General features: G+C 29.6%; 22 protein-coding genes. All 22 read right to left on the bottom strand.

The genetic code is table 11. The features are described from left to right. Window positions 1-492: 492 nt before the first annotated feature. Complete coding sequence (locus U472_RS03330; RefSeq protein ID WP_083189725.1) at window positions 493-1,284, bottom strand: TIGR00266 family protein; 792 nt, start codon at window positions 1,282-1,284, stop codon at window positions 493-495. A gap of 213 nt (window positions 1,285-1,497) precedes the next feature. Further along, a complete protein-coding gene (locus tag U472_RS03335; RefSeq protein ID WP_068715504.1) occupies window positions 1,498-1,737 on the bottom strand; it encodes an ankyrin repeat domain-containing protein in 240 nt (79 codons plus the stop codon). A 4-nt stretch (window positions 1,738-1,741) separates the two neighbouring features. After that, complete coding sequence (locus U472_RS03340; protein WP_218059031.1) at window positions 1,742-2,554, bottom strand: DUF4037 domain-containing protein; 813 nt, start codon at window positions 2,552-2,554, stop codon at window positions 1,742-1,744. Window positions 2,555-2,630: 76 nt separating this feature from the next. Continuing rightward, entirely contained in the window at window positions 2,631-3,461 is an 831-nt protein-coding gene (locus U472_RS03345; RefSeq protein ID WP_068715508.1) for a TrmB family transcriptional regulator, read from the bottom strand. Between the two features lie 129 nt (window positions 3,462-3,590). Further along, entirely contained in the window at window positions 3,591-4,352 is a 762-nt protein-coding gene (locus tag U472_RS03350; protein ID WP_068715510.1) for a histidinol-phosphatase HisJ family protein, read from the bottom strand. A gap of 41 nt (window positions 4,353-4,393) precedes the next feature. Next, window positions 4,394-4,798 (bottom strand): secondary thiamine-phosphate synthase enzyme YjbQ, encoded by a 405-nt coding sequence (locus U472_RS03355; RefSeq protein ID WP_068715512.1) that lies wholly within the window; start codon window positions 4,796-4,798, stop codon window positions 4,394-4,396. Between the two features lie 582 nt (window positions 4,799-5,380). Continuing rightward, a complete protein-coding gene (locus U472_RS03360) occupies window positions 5,381-5,728 on the bottom strand; it encodes a flagellar protein FlaG (protein WP_068715514.1) in 348 nt (115 codons plus the stop codon). A 102-nt stretch (window positions 5,729-5,830) separates the two neighbouring features. Next, window positions 5,831-6,316, bottom strand: a complete 486-nt coding sequence (flgN, locus tag U472_RS03365; RefSeq protein WP_068715516.1) for a flagellar export chaperone FlgN — start codon at window positions 6,314-6,316, stop codon at window positions 5,831-5,833. A 1-nt stretch (window position 6,317) separates the two neighbouring features. After that, window positions 6,318-6,683, bottom strand: a complete 366-nt coding sequence (gene fliS, locus U472_RS03370; protein WP_068715518.1) for a flagellar export chaperone FliS — start codon at window positions 6,681-6,683, stop codon at window positions 6,318-6,320. A 40-nt stretch (window positions 6,684-6,723) separates the two neighbouring features. Then, window positions 6,724-7,140 carry a flagellar export chaperone FliS gene (gene fliS, locus U472_RS03375; RefSeq protein WP_068715520.1) on the bottom strand — a complete coding sequence of 139 codons (417 nt, stop codon included), beginning with the start codon at window positions 7,138-7,140 and terminating at the stop codon, window positions 6,724-6,726. A 94-nt stretch (window positions 7,141-7,234) separates the two neighbouring features. Then, on the bottom strand, window positions 7,235-8,035 hold the full coding sequence (locus U472_RS03380; protein ID WP_068715521.1) for a formyltransferase family protein: 801 nt from the start codon (window positions 8,033-8,035) through the stop codon (window positions 7,235-7,237). After that, on the bottom strand, window positions 8,026-9,429 hold the full coding sequence (locus tag U472_RS03385) for a DUF4910 domain-containing protein (RefSeq protein WP_068715523.1): 1,404 nt from the start codon (window positions 9,427-9,429) through the stop codon (window positions 8,026-8,028). The genes U472_RS03380 and U472_RS03385 overlap by 10 nt, the downstream gene beginning before the upstream one ends. Before the next feature lie 150 nt (window positions 9,430-9,579). Further along, window positions 9,580-10,605: a UDP-2,4-diacetamido-2,4,6-trideoxy-beta-L-altropyranose hydrolase gene (pseG, locus tag U472_RS03390; protein ID WP_068715525.1), complete on the bottom strand. Its 1,026-nt coding sequence runs from the start codon at window positions 10,603-10,605 to the stop codon at window positions 9,580-9,582. A 140-nt stretch (window positions 10,606-10,745) separates the two neighbouring features. Continuing rightward, complete coding sequence (locus U472_RS03395; RefSeq protein ID WP_083189727.1) at window positions 10,746-11,507, bottom strand: cytidylyltransferase domain-containing protein; 762 nt, start codon at window positions 11,505-11,507, stop codon at window positions 10,746-10,748. Window positions 11,508-11,518: 11 nt separating this feature from the next. Next, window positions 11,519-12,562 carry an N-acetylneuraminate synthase gene (neuB, locus tag U472_RS03400; protein ID WP_068715527.1) on the bottom strand — a complete coding sequence of 348 codons (1,044 nt, stop codon included), beginning with the start codon at window positions 12,560-12,562 and terminating at the stop codon, window positions 11,519-11,521. A 34-nt stretch (window positions 12,563-12,596) separates the two neighbouring features. Continuing rightward, complete coding sequence (locus tag U472_RS03405; protein WP_068715529.1) at window positions 12,597-13,271, bottom strand: HAD family hydrolase; 675 nt, start codon at window positions 13,269-13,271, stop codon at window positions 12,597-12,599. Then, window positions 13,264-14,241 (bottom strand): ATP-grasp domain-containing protein, encoded by a 978-nt coding sequence (locus U472_RS03410; RefSeq protein ID WP_083189729.1) that lies wholly within the window; start codon window positions 14,239-14,241, stop codon window positions 13,264-13,266. Before U472_RS03410 ends, U472_RS03405 begins: the two co-directional genes overlap by 8 nt. 29 nt (window positions 14,242-14,270) lie before the next feature. After that, window positions 14,271-15,722, bottom strand: a complete 1,452-nt coding sequence (locus U472_RS03415) for an alkaline phosphatase family protein (protein WP_068715531.1) — start codon at window positions 15,720-15,722, stop codon at window positions 14,271-14,273. Window positions 15,723-15,749: 27 nt separating this feature from the next. Continuing rightward, window positions 15,750-16,421 carry a phosphocholine cytidylyltransferase family protein gene (locus U472_RS03420; RefSeq protein ID WP_068715533.1) on the bottom strand — a complete coding sequence of 224 codons (672 nt, stop codon included), beginning with the start codon at window positions 16,419-16,421 and terminating at the stop codon, window positions 15,750-15,752. An 18-nt stretch (window positions 16,422-16,439) separates the two neighbouring features. Continuing rightward, on the bottom strand, window positions 16,440-17,459 hold the full coding sequence (locus U472_RS03425; protein ID WP_068715535.1) for a glycosyltransferase: 1,020 nt from the start codon (window positions 17,457-17,459) through the stop codon (window positions 16,440-16,442). Window positions 17,460-17,476: 17 nt separating this feature from the next. Further along, window positions 17,477-18,496, bottom strand: coding sequence for a glycosyltransferase (locus U472_RS03430; protein ID WP_068715537.1), 1,020 nt, complete (start codon window positions 18,494-18,496; stop codon window positions 17,477-17,479). Between the two features lie 375 nt (window positions 18,497-18,871). Next, the coding region (locus U472_RS03435; protein ID WP_141677939.1) for an IS3 family transposase at window positions 18,872-19,073 on the bottom strand (202 nt) is incomplete at its 5' end.

The raw sequence follows: 19,073 nt of genomic DNA on the forward strand, positions 1-19,073 counted from the left end.
AATTCCTCTTCGTACAGAACCAGTCTCTCCTCATACCAGAAGAGGGGAACAAAATATTTTTTAGTTCTCTCCCTTCGGGTCTATCGACCACTTCGTAATAAAAAGAATTTCCTAAGATAGGAGAGAGTTAGGGAAATTATACTTTATAATCATTTTTAATAAAGTATAATGACCATGGAGAGTCTCTTGAGGCTCGTAAGGAGTGAGGTATGAAAATGGTTTTAAGTTTTTTTATAAAATTACACTTTAGAGTTGTTTATCTATATCTAAAATCATTTCAGTGATTTCTTCTTCTAACTATTTAATTCAACATATTATAATAAATGCCTTTTTATTTTAAATTATATTCTTTGTTAATATTATAATATATTTTATATCTTTATATAAAATTTATAAGACAACTTGAAAATTAAAAAGGTCTAAAAAATAAAAATTCCTAAATATCCTTTAAAATAATGGGATACTCAGGAATTTATTATTTATTGTTAATCTTTAATCTCCATCTAATATATTACCAAGAGTTCCTAGAACAGACCCCTCTCCTTGACGCTTTCCTCCTAGATTAGGAGCACTACCTATAATTCTATTGGCTAACCTAGAAAATGGTAGACTTTGTAGATAAACAGTTCCAGTCCCTTTTAAAATTGCTAAAAATAATCCTTCTCCTCCAAATACCATTGACTTAAGATTACCTGCTTTCTCAATACTATAATCTATACCAGCAGTAAATCCCACTAGACAACCTGTATCTACTTTTAAGACTTCATTATTCAACTCTTTTTTGACTATTGTTCCTCCAGCATGTATAAAAGCCTTTCCATCTCCTTCAAGTTTTTGGAGGATAAAGCCCTCACCACCAAAAAATCCTGTCCCAATCTTCTGATTAAATGTGATATCTACCTTCGTTCCCATAGCTGCACATAAAAAAGAATCCTTTTGGCAAGTAAATTCCCCATAAGGTAATTGGGCTAAATCTAGTGCCACTATACTCCCAGGGTAAGGTGCTGCAAAGGCTATCTTCTTCTTACTATGTCCTCGATTAGTAAAATGGGTCATAAATAAGGCCTCACCTGTCAATAATCTCTTTCCTGCTCCAAATATCTTCCCCATAAACCCTTGATTGGCTTCAGAACCATCGCCCATCTTGACCTCAAAGGATATACCATCATCCATCCAATTCATTGCCCCAGCTTCAGCAATAACTGTCTCTGTTGGATCTAGCTCAACCTCTACAACTTGCATATCATCTCCAATTATCTCATAATCAATTTCATGACTTCTCAATTAAACCCCTCCTTTTTAACTGTAATGTTAAAGATTTTAATCTCTTCCCTACACTTACCCTAATATTTTTCAACCACTCTACTTTTAAGCATATAATTTACATATTAATTCAATATACTTTAACATTAAAACCCAATTATCTTTTAAAAATCACTTATCTAATAATGGGATAACATTATTTCTATCCCAATCTTTTGCCAACTCAAAGGAGTCTTACCCAAATTTAATATTAGTATCTGAATTAGCCTTAATTAAGCAAACAACTATCTGAGAGTTCTTTGCTATAATAGCTTCTATCAATGCTGTCCTTCCTTTATTATCCCTTTTAACTGCATAAATTAAGAGTGTTCTATTATTATCTGTATAATTTATTCTCATATCCAATAACAATTTAATAGCCTCATAACCCATCTTATATAGTTCTTGTCTTACTTTAGTTAACTTAGTTAGCAAAATTTCAATCTATTATATTTAATTCTTTAAGTAAGATACCTAATTTATCAGCAATCTCATTTAACTTATTTATAGTATCAAAATCTTTCTTATATAAGTTATCAAATAGCTCTCTAATATCTCTTTCCATCTCGTTAGGTCTATAATCTAAATCTCTTACAACCTTAATAAGTTTCTTTTCACCAGGATGCAGAGTCTTATTTAATGCGAAGATTATATCGAAATAACTTTCAAAAAAAGCAGTGATCCTATGATTGATACTGATGATATCATCCCTTTTTAAAGCTTTTTCAATCTGTTTAGTATAAGCAGGAATTATCTTATTTAAGAGGGGATAATTTTTAGCGATTATATTTCTCTTTAACTCTTCTGGATACTCAATATCAAACTTCTCTTTTAAAAACTTTAATTCTCCATCTCTATCATAGAGGATCTCTGAATTAATCAGATTAGACCAAAAACAAGTAGTATAACCTGTTGATGCTTGATGCTTAATTACAACATTCTCTAACATTTCCTCTAGCCAACTTATTTCTCTATATACAAGATCAATTTGAACATTAGTCTCTTTAAAGAATCCTTGATCTTCCCTCTCCCATGTTGTATTATTCAATTCAGCATAATTAAAGTACTTTTCAGCTATCTCTTCTCTAAATTCCAAAGGTACCTCTTGCTTAGAATAGATATATAAATCATAATCTGAATCTTTATCAAAATTACCAGTAGTTCTTGATCCAGCTAACATAATCCCTTCTACTAACTCATGCTTTGAAAAATCATCTACCAAGGCTAAAAAGATATTATCATACTTCTTCACACTTCTCATTTCCTTTAATTTAAACTTTTATTAATATTAAATATTAAGATATAGAACCTCAATAAATAGAATAAATCTACTCATACTTCTGTTTACTCTTATAATAAGCAACCTTCTCTTTAAAGGTCTTTTCAGCAATAGTATCTAGTAGGATATCAGATTGAACTAAGATATCTTTATATTTCTCCTCCAACTTCAAAAAATATATATCATGATGAATATGCTCTGCAACTATAGCAACCAATAATGGATTTTCTGTAAAGGTTCCTATAAAGCTACCACCAATCTTACCACTTGCTATTAGAACTTTTTGATAGTCTACAACCAGCATCATTCTTTTAAAAATAGATGGCTCAAAATCACCTATTCCACTATTTCGATAAAACTCTATAGGAATATCCTCTTTAAGTTGAGATTTCTCAAAAGAGAAATGAAGAATTCTAACCCCTTTATCTGTTAAAGCTTTCAATTCTTCTGCAAAGAAATTCAAATCATAATTACTGTTGATATATACTTCATCCTCAGCAGTTAATAATAGTTCCTTTGTCTTTAGAATAAAATTTTCATGCCCTTTTATATTCCAATACTCTTTCCCTACAGTAATTTGCTCTAATTCTGCTAATTCCTCTTTAACCTTATTAGCTGTCTTAACATATCTTTCTGTAATATTATCAATTAAAACTTCTGGCTTTTGGGCCTGATAAACCTTTGTCTTTCCTGGTAGAAGAAAAATAGCACCTTTTTTATACAAGATATCCAAGGTAGAATAGACAGCAGAGCGGGAAGCCTTAATTGCCTTTGATATTTGAGAACCATTTGACTGAGGATTTTGTAATAAAGCTATGTAGACCTTTGCTTCTAATTCTGTAAAATCTAACTTCTGTAGTTTTTCAATTAATTTATCCATTATAACACCACCAATTATATTATGTTGTCCTGTACAGGACAACATAATATAATTGTACTCTATAATCTAAATTTTGTCAATAATAAATATAAAAGAGGACAATCCGAGTTTAGATTATCCTCTTAAGACTTATAACTTAACCATTATCCTCTTTTTATTCTCAAAGGTAGCAATCTCAGTATAACCAATATCTAAAAGCATCTCTCTCACCTTATCCAGATTTTCCCCCACTCTATCAGCTCTATGGGCATCAGAACTTGTAGTAACTTTAATTCCTAATTCATAAGCTTTTTCTAATATCTCTCTACCTGGATAGAATTCCTTTGCAGGCTTATTCATTCCATTTGTATTTATTTCAATTGTGATATCCTCTTTAGCTATTATTTCTAAAGTAGGAGTTACTAATTCTACTACATCACTTGCTGGTCTAAAGTTAAATACCTTAATTAAATCCAAATGACCTAGTAATTGAAATAACCCTGATTTAGCAGCCCCCTCTACCCGTTTGAAGTACTTTCTATATAAATCATCTATATCCCAATTATCATATTCATCAGTATAATCAGGATGATCAAACATCCAATCACCGATAAAATGTATAGAGCCAATAGCATAATCTAAATCAAATTGATCTAAAAAATCCTTTATCTCTTTCTCTTCTCCTGGAGTATAATCCATCTCAATCCCTTTTTTAACTTTTAAATTTGGATAATCTTTAGCAACTTTCAAAATCAAATCAAAATCAAACTCTTCATAATAACGATTATGATCAGTAAATCCTATCTCAGAGATGCCCTTTCGTACTGCCTCATCTAAGAATTCTTTAATATTCTCTTCTGTAATACTCCTATCCATATGTCCTAAAATATGAGTATGATAATCTACTAACATCCTTCTCCCTCCTTTTAAATTCAGTAACAAGTAATTAATTTTTACTCGTTACTACTCATTAATTTCACCTGTACTTTCCTTCTTCTGGGACCATCAAACTCAGCAAAATAGATTCCCTGCCAAGTTCCCAAAAGTAACCTTCCATTCTTGATAATTATTTGCTCTGAATTTCCAAATAAACTCGCTTTAAGATGGGCTGCTGAATTCCCTTCTAAATGTTGGTAATTATCTTTCCATGGAATCAAATCATCTAATTTATATAAAATATCACTCTTTACTGTTGAATCAGCATTCTCATTAATAGTTACAGCTGCAGTAGAATGAGGAATAAAGATTAAACAGATTCCATTTTCAACTTCTGATTTTTCAATAATATCTTGAATCTTAGCAGTAATATCTATTAATTCTGAATGCCTATTACTCTTTAAGTCAAATTCTATCAACATATTATGACCCCTTTTTTATATTAATTCTAACTTTAATAAGTAATCTCCTTTATAATTTAAAAATTCAGCTCTTAAATATTATAAATAAAGCTGCTATTAAAGAGATACCCAATAAAACTGCTAAATACATCATCTCTAAGCCCTCCTGTTTTAATATCATTGTCTCTAATTTTCAAGAGATTTTTATTAACTTATACTTAAAACTATTATTTGTTTAGTCTTATTATTTTATGCTGAATATAATGATCATATAAATAAAAAAAAGAGCACTCCTACGAGTACTCCATCATTATGTATTTACTTAGCTGACCTGGTCTTTGCCCCCACACTCGCCCACTGGAAGTCTCGCAAATTAAGATCAAATTCACTACCCCTTCTCTCTAGTAAAATTACCTTATGTAATAATCTAGGTAGGACTCACCTCTAAGCCGCACCATGATCAGTAGCTATTAGTCTAGTGCTACCTTACGTGGATCGTTTCGCCTGCGACTAGCATCGACTTTCAACCACAGACCTAAGTAAATACAGAGTTAATTATATATTGTTTTAGGTAAAAAAGCAAGATTTTTTGATATTAACCAATTAAATCTTCTCATCAATGATTATTCCAACCATCTCTTTAATTCGTCCTAACATATCTAGGGTTTCTTTAGGCGGCATCTCTTTTATAACTTCATGATCTTGTAAATTCACTACTTGTACCATCATTCTTCCTGATTTATCATGTAACTTAAACTCTAAATCTTTATTCACAGCATGTACAGCTTCATTTAATTTTTCTATCCCCAGTTCAACTTCTTCTTTTGTTATCTTCTCTTGATTAAACTGTCCTTTAGCCTCATTAGCATCCTCATTTGAATTCTTATAAACTCTATCACTACTAGAAAGATCCTTAATATTCTGTGAGTTATTAGCTGGTGAAATATTCATATCTTCCCCTCCTTCTATTAAAATATAAAAGTTCTAAGTAGAGATAATATTGATATATCTAATTCTCCAACTATTTAAAAAAACCTCTAAATAATAATAAAATTATCTTTTATTATCAATAAAAGTAGAATGTATTCTAGTAGGTTTACTATTATATGATCTATTCACCTTTACTCCTGTCTTAAGCTTAGCCATCTCTTGAATCAACTTAGATTTATTATTCTGAATCAATTGTTGGTTCTCGTTATCAATAGCTATTAAATCTTTTAATAGATCAAGCAACTTAACTAGTATTCCCTTTAGTTCACTATCACTATCTTGATATTCTTTTAATTTAATTAACCAAGCTGTCTCCTTTAATCCTAAATCATTTATAATTTGCTCTTTATAAGGCTTTATTTTCTCTTCTAGTTCATCAACTTTTTTTATTATCTTATCTTTCTCTTTTAATATTTCATGTAATTCATCTAATTTATTCTCTTTTATAACATCTCTTTGTTCTTTACTTAAAAGTAATAGTTCTAAATAATAATCTAATTCTTTCTGATAAACAGCTTTAAATAAATCCATTATACCTTTGGATTCCACTTTAGCTTCTCCCTTCTTTATCGGAAAAACCACTATTAACTACTTTTTCCCAGCCTTCTTTTAGATCTATTAATAAAACAGATACCTCTTCTAGTATAGTAATATCTTTTCTAATATTAGCTTGAATTAGACGTCGATTTATATACTCATATAAGTTATATAAATTCTCTGCTATCTCTCCACCTTGCTTAACATCTAAGGTTACCATTAATTCATTAATAATTGCTTGTATCTTTTTTAATTTATTATTAAATAATTCTATATTCTGATTATTTAGAGCCTCTTTAGCTTCATCACAAAATTTAATAGCACCACTATATAACATTAGTAATAATTCCTCTTGAGAATATTCTTGTGTATTAGACATAAATGCCTCCTGCTATTTAATAATAACATAGTAAAATTAATTATCTATGAATACTTAAGTTACCATTTCTTCTCATCTGTCCAGGTTTTAACTGTTTAATAGCATCTTCCCAGCCTTCTTTCAAATCTTGCAATAATCCCAAGACCTCTTCTACTATTTCCGAATCTTTTCTAATATTGGCTTGAATTAAACGACGATTCATATACTCATATAAACTATATAAATTTTCTGCTATCTCTCCACCCTTCTCCATATCCAATGTTACTATCAATTCACTGATGATAGCTTGTACCCGTTTTAACCTATTATTAGATAATTGTATATCTCCATTTTCTAAAGCTTCCTTTGCTTGCCTACCAAATTTAATAGCTCCATTGTATAACATAAGTAACAGTTGCTCTGGGCTTGCTGTTTCATATTGAGCATTCTTATATTTTTGATAAGGATTATTAGTCATAATTTAACCTCCTTGAGTGTTTCTTCTATATTCATTTAATTCAACAAAAATAATAATATTCCTTTGTAAGGAAGCTGTGAAATTAAGGGAATAATCAAAAAGCTCTTATAAGCTGTGGTTCTAATTTAGATAGATTTCCATCTAAGTATTGATCAACAATATCATTATCAAAAGTATTATAGATAAGTCTTAGATGTTGAGGTTTCCAATCTCGTGCTAAAAATAGCTTTCCACTTGATTTTTGCCTTTCTTTTGGTAGTTCTACTCCTAATTCTAGCTTTTTTAATATTTTTACTATATCTTCACCCACTTGTACAACTGCTCTAGTAGCTACATCATGTATCCCATCACCATATTTCAATTCAGGTACAGAATGGTGGATAATATGACCAGCATCCAATTTAGAAGTTAAATAATGAATTGTCATACCTGCCCAATTTGGTTGCAGAAAATAAAATGGCCAAAACAAAGTAATACAACCCCGATACCAAGGTGATAATCCTCCATGAATATTCCAAGAATACTCTGGAAATTCATCTAACAACTCATCACTAAGCATATGAACGCCATAACTAATTACCACATCTGGAGTTTGTGCTTTGACCCATTCTTTTACTCTATTACTATTTAACTCTTCTTTTGTTACATTAATTTTGTTGACCTTTTCAAAAAAGTCTTCACTTATTTCTCCAAAGGTTCCTGCCTCTGCCTCTGCCCGATCTGCAAAATGACGGATAAAATTATTTCGATCAATTTCATTTAGCCCAGCTGGAGGATTAGGAATAAGATTTGGTCTTTTCTCAATTAATAATCCTTTAAGAAAACCAGCCTCTAATAAGCATTTAGCTACATGTAAATGTCGTGGGTGAGACCCTGTTAAAAATACTACTTCCATATTGGTTCAACCTCCTCTTTAAAGTATGGCCCTTTTAAGAGACCTTTTTCTTTTAAAATATTGATCACATATTCAAATTCTAATATATTCCAATTAAAACGTTTATCTTTAAACCATTCTTCATTCTTTTCAGCAATTTTTATTAATGAATTTGTCCCATCTGCATAACTAAGTAAAGTTAAAATTTGACTAAATTGTCTTCCATTTATATCAATATCGTTAAATTTGTCTTTATTCCCGTTTTTTGAAAAATTAATATTTGGATATAGATTATACTGGTCTAATTTAATTTCACCATAAGGATATTGATTAATATAATAACCATTAAGCTCAAGACCTTTTAAAACTTTCTCTATATCATTAATACTCTGATTTAAACTTTTAATAGTAATCAACTCTTTATTGTCCAATGAAGTATGATACTCGGGATAACCATATACTAAACGAGCCATCTGACCTACTGGAAAATTAAATCCTGCTGAACAATAATGCCTCTCATCTGAGCCATAAAGCGGGATAAAATCCCTAATATGCCCATTTGGTATATTGAGGTTTTCAAGATATTTATCTTTAAAGAAATGTTTTACTACCTTATCCACTGGAGCATCTCCACGCTTAGTTAATTTATAATTGAGTCTGGTTTCTCCACCTAAACATGTTAAAACTAATCCAGAATATAATTTCTCTTTTAAATTCGTTCCAAATCTATGTAAATAAGCAATAGCACCAATAGTCTCAGGAATAAATATAAATCTATAAGTGAAACGCCTATTTTGCCATTTTTTAAGACGATTATATAAAAAAGTAGCTACTAAAGGTCCACTAAGTTCATTGTTAGCCATAGATGGATGGCATAAATAAGTACTAATTAATATTTCTCTATCAGTTTGACCTGGTAAAATAGCATGCCCATAATCTAACTGTCCATCAAGTAATTCACTATTAATATAAGCATGGTATTCTCCCTCTTTGAGTTTTTCATATGTTTTATGTCTCATACAAAAGCCCCATCTACGTTTGTAGTAAGAAGTAACATAGGGAATAGCCTCAGGCAAATCTGGAATAGTATATAAATAATCTTTTAATTCAGTAAGACTTAATTTCTTATCCACTGGAATACTATAATTAACCACATGCAAATTATGATCACTAAAATCAACTATTTTTTCTCCGTCTGGTCCTTTTAACCATGCTTCATAAATCCTCCATTCTTCGGGCACAACCCAATTATTAAGAAGATTTGTTCCTGTTTTCACACTAAACCTTTCTAAGGGTATATATTCTCCTAAAATATCTAAACTTTCTCGCAAACCTGGTCCAGTTATGCTACGACAAATAGGAAAGAGTCTATCGAATAACTTTTCTATCTCTTTAATCTCTTCTTGAGCTACCATCTCTCTCTCCTTTCACTTTAATCTAACGGTATAATATTTTCTTTATAAATCATAACTATCATATATCTTAAGTATCGGTTATTTCTAAAATTTATTAAGTTCTTTAATGATTAACCTACAACTCTAAAACCAATTGGTGTAAACTTACATTTAATTTAATATTCTTTCTACACATCTTGTAGCTCCATAGCCATCTACCAACTTCTGCCCTACCTTACTCATCTTTTTTCTCTTAACTTCATTCTTGGCTATCTCTATTAAAGTAGCTGCTAACTTTTCTATCTCTACTTTATTTCCAAATCCTAAATTTATAATAGTTCCTAGCCGTTCCATCTCTTTAGCTGCTAAAACTTGATTATCAGCCTGTAATAATACCACAGCTGGAGTTCCAGTAGCAGCCAATTCATACAATGTAGTACCTCCTGCTGTAATGGATAAATCACTCTCTAACATTAACCGACTCATTTTTCTAATATTGAAGTGTAAGGAAATTTCTAATCTATTCTTTCTAGTCATTTCAATAATCTTATCTATATTATTGAAAGATGGACCAATTACAACATCAACATGTAAACTTTTCTTCAATTCTTTCTCTAATATATCTAAAGAATTAATAACTTTAGGGGTTAAATTTAAAGGATCACTTCCTCCCACAGTAACTAGAATATTACTTATCTCTTGATTAACCATTCTCTCTTCTAATCTTTGAAATTCATCTCGCATTAAAAGATAGTTTGTCCCTAATAGAAATTCTGTATCCTTGCTTATCGAACTATAATCTAATTTGTCTCCATAAACATTTCCATTAATAACCACATCTGATGGAAAAGAAAAAGGAGCAAAATCATGAATTGAAATAAGTTTCTTTACTACACTTTTCATTTCTATCAGATAATTTTGATCTATCTTATAAGAATCAGTAATTAGAATCTCTACTTTTTTATTCAAAAGTATTTCTTTAATCGTTCTTATCTCTTCTTCATAAGTTAAGTTAGGTGATATAGTTATAAATTGAATACCATTTTCTTTAAATAAATTTATTACATTTCTATCTTCCTTAGTTATAAAAATAACTTCTCTATACTTTGGAAAAGCATTAGCTAAAGCTAAAGATCTCATTATATGACCCATCCCTATTCCATCTCCACCATCTACACGAAAAAATATCTTAGTCATTAATATCACCTACTTTATTGATAGTGTGATTAATCTGTATCAGTATTAGTAGAAATTAAAAATTCCTAGTCAAATTAATTATTCTATAAGTTATAACTTATGCTTTTTCTGACGCAAATCAACATACTAAAAATGTATTATTATGCCTTCTTTTGTTCCACATGAGCATTACTTTGAGCTAAATTCGAATTATTATCTAATAGATTAATAACATCTAAGATATCTATAATTTTATCTTCTTCATATAATCTTTTATAAATCTCTTCTATTAAGTTGAAATCAGCCTCTTCATCAACACATAATCTATAATTTCGCTTAAGCTTCTCTGAAGCCTGATAAACTTTATATTTAAACTTCTCTGGATATTTATTAATATAAAAGGTAACATGCTCTCTATAAGGATTATCTCTGCTTCTTTCTTCTTTCATTACAAGCTCTTGAACTCTTAGCAAGGTATCAAAACCAAAAACCTCTGTATCTAACCCTCTAGGATAACCATCATCATCGACATTAATCCTTAGATATTCTACTTTAGAATTTAAAAACTCAACAACTGCCTTATCAACAGTCACAGGGTCAATCAACGGACAATCTCCTGTAATTCTGATTATTACATCAGCTTGAAACTCTTTAGCAGCCTCAATATATCTAGATAATACATCATCCTCTGAGCCCCTATATACACTAACTCTCTCATTCTTGGCTATCTCAGCTACTCTATCATCATTCTCTTTATCACTTGTAGCAATTACTATCTGATCTACTTCTTTAGCATATTTTAATCTTTCAATTAAATAAGCCAGCATTGGCTTTCCCATAATCTCTTTTGCTACCTTACCAGGCAAACGAGAAGAGCCCATCCTAGCCTGAACAATAGCTATTACCCTTCTATCCTTTTGCACTTAAATACCCCCTATATATTATCCCAAGTAATTGGTTCATTTGCTTTAATATCTTTTCTAGCTTCACGACCAATTACTAAGTCATAGTATTTAGGCTTTAATCCAATCCCTGGTCTTAATATTCTAATCATATCCTCTGTTATCTTGGTTCCTTTAGTTATATCTTTAATTGCAAAGATACTTCTTCTACCTCTGTGGTAATGTATCTCTTCAGACGGAACATGCTTCTTTATTGGACTACCTATAGCTGCCTCTGCTTCACGAATCCCTTTGACCATAGCCTTTAATTCATCTGGTTCCAAAGCAAATTTATGATCTGGTCCTGGTAAATCCCTACTAAGTGTATAATGCTTTTCAATTACTTTAGCTCCTCTAGCTACAGCTGAAATAGGTACTGTAATACCTAAGGTATGATCCGAATACCCGATTGGTACTTGAAAAGCTTGCTTCATAGTATCCATTGCAGCTAAATTAACATCCTCTATAGGCATAGGGTAGTTAATTCCACAATGCAAAAGCACTACTTGATTATTCCCTTCATTATAAATAGCTTCTAAAGACTCTTCTATCTCTCCTAAGTTGGCCATTCCTGTTGAGAGAATAATTGGCTTGTCTTTCTTTGCTATATATCTTAAAAAAGGAAGGTCTATACATTCATAAGAGGCTATCTTAAAGGCTGGCATATTAAGCTTATCTAACTCTTCAACTGCATCATAATCAAAGGGTGTAGATAAGAAGATGAGTCCCTTCTCTTCTGCATAATTTCTTAAATCTTCTTGCCATTGTCTAGGTAACTCTAACTTTGCATATAGTTCATAAAGATGATCAGCAGTATCGTACTCATCACCTAATTTCATGATATCATCTTCAGTTTTAGCTGCTATCTTATCTGCAGTGAAAGTTTGAAACTTAACTGCATCTACCCCTGCTTCTGCAGCAACATCGATCAATTTTTTAGCTTGATTTAAGTCCTGGTCATGATTACTTCCAGCTTCAGCAATTATAAAGCAAGGTTGATCTTCGCCAATTAATCTATCTTTAATTTTAATTGTCATCTTATCACCTCAGTTTTAGTTTCTTTGCAATAACTCATAGTTCAAGTACTTTATCTAATTCATCTAAAGATTTAATTCTATAATCTGCTTCATATTCTTCAGATAATCTTTTATCAATATGCATACCCTTTTCTCTAATTATTCTAACTGTTTTTAAACCTAGTTTTCTGGCAGTTATAAAATCCTTATCAGGATTATCACCAATATAAACAGCTTCTTCTGGTCTAAGATTAAACTTTTTTATTATTGTTAAATAAGGAAAAGAAGATGGTTTACGCTTGTCCACTCCATAATCATCGCTAACAATAATTTCATCAAATCCTTTTTCAATTCCTAAAGCTTTTATCTTATTCCATTGTACAGTAGAATGACCATCAGTAATTAAACCTAATTTATATTTCCCTTTAAACCTACTAATAGCACTTTTAGCATCAGGATAAAGTTCAAATCTTTTAGGTTGATGATTCCTATATAATTCTATTAGATTCTTAACCTCATCTAAAGGTAATTGGAAATCTTCTAAAGCTATATTAAAGGTTTTTCCTCTACCTTCACTCTTCAACACTTCTAATAACTTATTATAGAAAGCATCAGAAGAAATCTTATATTTACTAGCAATGTAATTACTAACAGCTTTAAAGCCACTCTTTACATATTCTAACTCATAATATAATGTATCATCCAAATCAAAGATTATAGCTTTAATCATTCTTTTCACCTAATTCATCTATCCTTCTAAATAAAGGTGTATCATATCTTAGCATAGCTAGTCCATCTTCAAAATTACCAAGGAAAGGTCTTACTTCTTCTCCTTTTACCATCTTAGAGATTAATAAGGGATAATTTATACCTGCCTGATAGGAAAGAGGAACTCCTCCACCAAATCGAGGATTAAGCTCTATAAATTTTATTTCATCTTCAGGAGTAATAATCGCCTGTAAATTAGCTGGACCAATTATACCTAAATCTTCAATAATATTTTTAGCCCAATTGATTAGCCTATCGTCCTTAACAGTAACTGACTTACTTACTTCTCCTGATCTTACTTCAATTCTCTTACGAGGTACAGCAGATAAAAGATTGCCTTCTAAATCTGATAGCGTATCTATAGTATACTCTGTTCCTTCTATATATTCTTGAATTATAGGATTGTCTATGTATTTACTGAAAAAATTTAATTCTTTCTGATCTTTAACCTTGAAAATATCTTGACTTCCTTGCCCAGTTCTAGGTTTAATAAATAACGGGAAAGAAAAATCTGAACCTAAATCTTGGCATAAGTAACTTTCAGGTGTGAGAATACTATTACCTTTAAAGTATTCATATAATTTATATTTATCTTTACATTTCTCAAAAGTCTCTGCCTTTGATAAGAGAAGTATAATACCCTTCTCTTTGAAAATATCTCTTGCCCTATCAAAGATAGGAAAGGATTTTTCTAGTAAAGGAATTATAACTTTAATCTCTTCTTTCTGACATATCTCTATAATTCTTTCTATATAATTCTCGTCATCTACCCTAGGGGTAAGATAATAGTTATCTGCTTGATATAAGGCTGGTGCCAAAGGACTATTGTCAGTTACAATAACTTTGCCACCTATTTTATTTAATTCCTCCTTGAAAATCTTAGTTAAAGTTCCTCTTCGACCTATAGTCGTAATTAAAACATTAATATTCATGTAATATCTCCCCTATAAAACAAAATAAATTAATATTTCAAATCATTCTTTAATTCTAAATACTTAAATTCACCAGTCGTTTTATTACGATAAGCTATAAATAGCTTATCGTAATCTTGAAATTCCTTGAAATTCAGCTTAAAATCTTTCATTAATTTAACCTCTTCAACTCTAGGATTATCTAGAAATATATTTTTATATTTTTCTTCACTAAATACAGTTATATTAGCAAATCGATTATCTAAAAAGACTTCATTAATAACTCGATTAAATTCTGGAACTTCTATGTTTTGAATAATAGCTATATTCTCTCTTTTAATCTTATCTTTTGTTAATAATTTATCTTTATTTATAATTTCTTTGTTAGAAAAAATATCAAGTACAAATCCCTGTCTATCCTTAGGAATCTCAATATCAAATATCTCTAATAGCGTGGGATAAAAATCTACCGTTCTCATTTCACCTATCTTATCTTTCTTTATTCCTTCCCCTGCAATAATAAAAGAACCTTTCAAAGAATGAATCCCTGTTAAAAATGCTTGATTTCTTGCTCTTGTTGCAATCTGACCATTCTTCAGCCAAACAGATTTATCTTTCCATCCAAAAGCTTCTTTTTGAATTTCTATTGACGTATTTGGAAAGAAACTGGCTAATGACTTTAAACCATGATCAGACATAACTATTATCTTTTCTGGGGCTAACTCATCTAAAACCTCTCCAATAAATTGATCTATAAGTTTTAATGATTTTTTCATAACTTCATCTGTTTGATCATGCATTTGGAAATGAGCTATAAAATCTACTATAGCCGTATAAAAGAACAGAATATCTACTGGATTATTTTTTTGCATATTTATAATATTATTTTTGTAGAATTCTAATTCCCCTTCTAAATAATCTACACATTCTATAAAATAATCATCTTTTAATATCTTATCAGCCAAACTATAGTCTTCGAGTATTTCTTCCCATGTGTAACCAAATTCTTCTGGAGACTTAGGCATTGGTGGTCTATCTATTTCGCCGATAATATACTTCTTTAAATCTTTATCTTCTTCACAAAATACTGGGTTAACATCCGCTAAAGGATCTTCAGCACCATCTATCTCAAAATTCGGTTCTCCACTAATCATATATCCTTTTATATTTTTAGAAGGTGTTGTAACTAGACCATTCCACATCCCAACACTAATATCTTTTTCATTTAGCTTGTCCCAAAAAGGAGACTTATCTTCATAATCTTCTCTTCTAGGTTTTCTCTTTGTATCACTATATGTATTACCAATAACTCCATGTTGCTGTGGAGTTAAACCAGTATATAGAGATAACCAATTATCCCTAGAACCATAACCATATGTATAAGCATCATAATCTCCATATGCACCTGACATACAAAGTTTTTTCATATTAGGAAACTCACTTAAATTTCCAAATAGAATCTCTGGAGGCATTCCATCTACTCCCACAATTAGTAGCTTCATCTCTTTTATTCCTCCTTTAACTAATTATCATTCTGAAAATAAATTTATTGCTGTATCCCAGTCTTCTTGAAAATCAACCTCAATACATCTATATTGAGAGACATCTAATATTTTGAATTTAACATTATCTTGTATTATATTTTCTATTCCCTTTTCAAAATAGTCATCATCCTGACATTCTTTTAGAGATTCTTTAAATTTATCTATATCTGCTTTAGAAATCTTATTTATTCCTATGGCCTCTCCTTCAGCATCTTTAACAGTCTTACTTATTGAAGAAAGATAACCACCTTCATCAATTCTATACTTGACTTCTTCTTCTCCACATTGTACAGAATTAACGGCAACCAAATTCCCCTTCGTCTTTATTACTTTTTCTAAAACTTCCTCATCAAAAATTACATCACCATTTAACCAAATAACATCTTCCTTAACATCTTCTATCCCATGCAATAAGCTCTTAGCCGTATTAGTAATATAATAAATAGGATTATACTTATAATATACTTGTGGAAAATTTTCCATAATTAAAGATTTCTTAAAACCTACAACTATAATTATTTCATTAACTCCGTATTTTCTTAAAATCCTTATCTGTCTTCCTAAAATTGTTTCCCCGTCTGGTAGTTTTGATAAAGATTTTGGATATGGCCTTCCTAACCTTGAACCTACCCCCGCTGCTAGAATAACTGCTTTCATAAATACTTCCTCCCTTATCTATGCATATACAAAAAAATCTTTTAAGTCTTTATATTTAAGATTTTCTAAAAAATTAGCAATTTTTAATCTTGCTGGTTGAGCACATACTATTACTTTAATATTCTTATTGCTCTCTTTTAATATATCTGGAGAAAATATTCTCATATCATATAAAATATTACCCTGTTTTTCTGGTATTCCATCTATAAATCCACTCACTTCATAGCCCTTTTCTTTTAATTTCTCAAAGACAAGTTTACCAAGATTACCTGTTCCCCATATGTACAATGAATCACTATTCTTTAAAAATTTATCTAATTCATTTTTCTTCATATGATAAATAAGATCAATATACTCTTTTTGATGAGCCATAGTGGCTGTAATCGAGCTAGCTCTTACCCTAAATTTAACTAATTTTTCTTCTATAGTATCTATTTTATGACCCAACTTATTTAATTCATAAAATAGTTTATAATCTTCACCTAATCTAATATCACCATATCCTATCTTCTTTATAACACTTGATCTAACCATAATTGAATTATGGGGAATACAACACCACCAATACAACATTTTACTAATTTGTTCTGGAGTTTTTACTTGATTTAATTGCTCTTCCTTTATATTCTTCATACTTAAATATCTTGCAGTATTTTTTACTTCTTCATCATGAGGGAAATATTCAATTAGAGTCTTTACCATATCTATATCAAGGTGATTGTCCAAAAAATTTTTTTGCTTTATAAATCTTGTAGGATGATTAATATCATCAGAATCTGCTTTAGCTATATATATTCCAGAAGTTTTGGCTAAACCAAATTTTAATGCTGCACCTACTCCCACATTTTTGTCTAAAGTATATAGCTTTATTCTATTATCAATAAAACTTTGGATAATTTCAACAGTATTATCTGTTGAACAATCATCAATAATTATAAATTCAAAATCACTAAAAGTTTGGTTAAGTACACTCTTAATAGATTCCTCAATAAATTCTTCTCCATTATAAACTGACATTAATACACTTATTTCTGGCATTGTTACCTCCTTTTTTACTAACTGTACACAAGAAAATCTTGCAAATGCTTATATCCCTTTCCTCGCAAATATTTAACTATTTCAAACTTTCCTGGTTGAGATGCTATAATAATTTTAATATTTTTAATACCTTTTCTATTAATAATTTCTGGACCATATATTTCTTTTCTCTCAATTCTTTTTTTAGCCTTTTCTTTATTATTATCAATAAAGCCTTTAATATTTAAGTTGTTAGCAGTTAATACATAAAATAAATTTTTTCCCATACTTCCTGCTCCCCATATATATACCTGATTGTTCTCTTTAAATAAATTATTAATCTCTTCTTGTTTTATTGAAAACAATGATTGTTTATAATAATAATCTTTATTTTTAGCTGTTATAGATGTCTTTGATATTCTCATTTTTGCTAGAACCTTATTTATTTTAGCCATCTTATATCCTAATTTATTCAATTGATAAAACAAATTATAATCTGTTCCCATAGGAATATCTATATAACCAATTTTATTTATTACATTTGTTCTTATCATCATAATGGTATGGTTCATACAACAGTACCAATAAATCTTTTCTCTAATATCTTTAGGATTAATAATCTTATTTTTATTTACTTCTATTAATGATTTAAAAGATTTATATCTTGATGATTCTTCCACCTCTTTATTATGAGGAAAATATTCTATTAACCCTCCAACAACTGCAATATCATCATTCTCATCTAAAAATTTTTTTTGTTCTTCTAATCTTGTCGAAATAAAAATGTCATCAGAATCTGCTTTTGCTACATATTTCCCTCTAACTTTTGATAAACCAAAATTTAATGCTGATCCAACACCCTGATTTTTTTCAAAATTAAACAACCTAATTCTATTATCATCATAACTTTCAATAATTTCTTGTGTTCTATCAGTAGAACCATCATTTACAATTATAAATTCAAAATCTTTATAAGTTTGATTTAAGATGCTATTTATTGATTCATTAATAAATTCTTCCCCATTATAAACTGACATTAATACACTTATTTCTGGCATTTAGTCACCTCTATTAATATTATTTTATAAAAATTTTTATAAAGAGTACTATAAATCTATATTACACAAATATTTACACGATAAAACAATTTCTTCTAATATATTTATTATATAACTACTAAATAATTTAAGTAGAATACACCCTGCAACAAAAGTAACATTACAAATTAAACCATCTATAATGAATAAATTTGTTCCCTGATTTTACATATCATCTATATTATTCATTTCTTAATTTTGAATATAATTTTTTATAGTTTCCTAATTTAAAGTTCTAACTTTACATAAAAATATTCTCTTATCTAAAAATATTAAAGATATGCCATTTTCAATTTGGACCTATGTCAATATCTTGGACACAAAAAGTTGAACAAATTAACTAGCTATTTTTAATTGTTCTTCATATTCATGTGGAGTTAAATAATTAATACTCCCATGGATTCTAGTTATGTTATACCATGATTCAATAAAATTAAAAATAGCTAAACTTGCTTTTTTAAAAGATTTATATGTCTTATGATTAACTTCTTCTTTCTTCAAGATTGAATGGAAAGACTCTATACATGCGTTATCATAA

Origin of the sequence: Orenia metallireducens, from assembly GCF_001693735.1 — a bacterium.
Lineage (GTDB): Bacteria > Bacillota > Halanaerobiia > Halobacteroidales > Halobacteroidaceae > Orenia > Orenia metallireducens.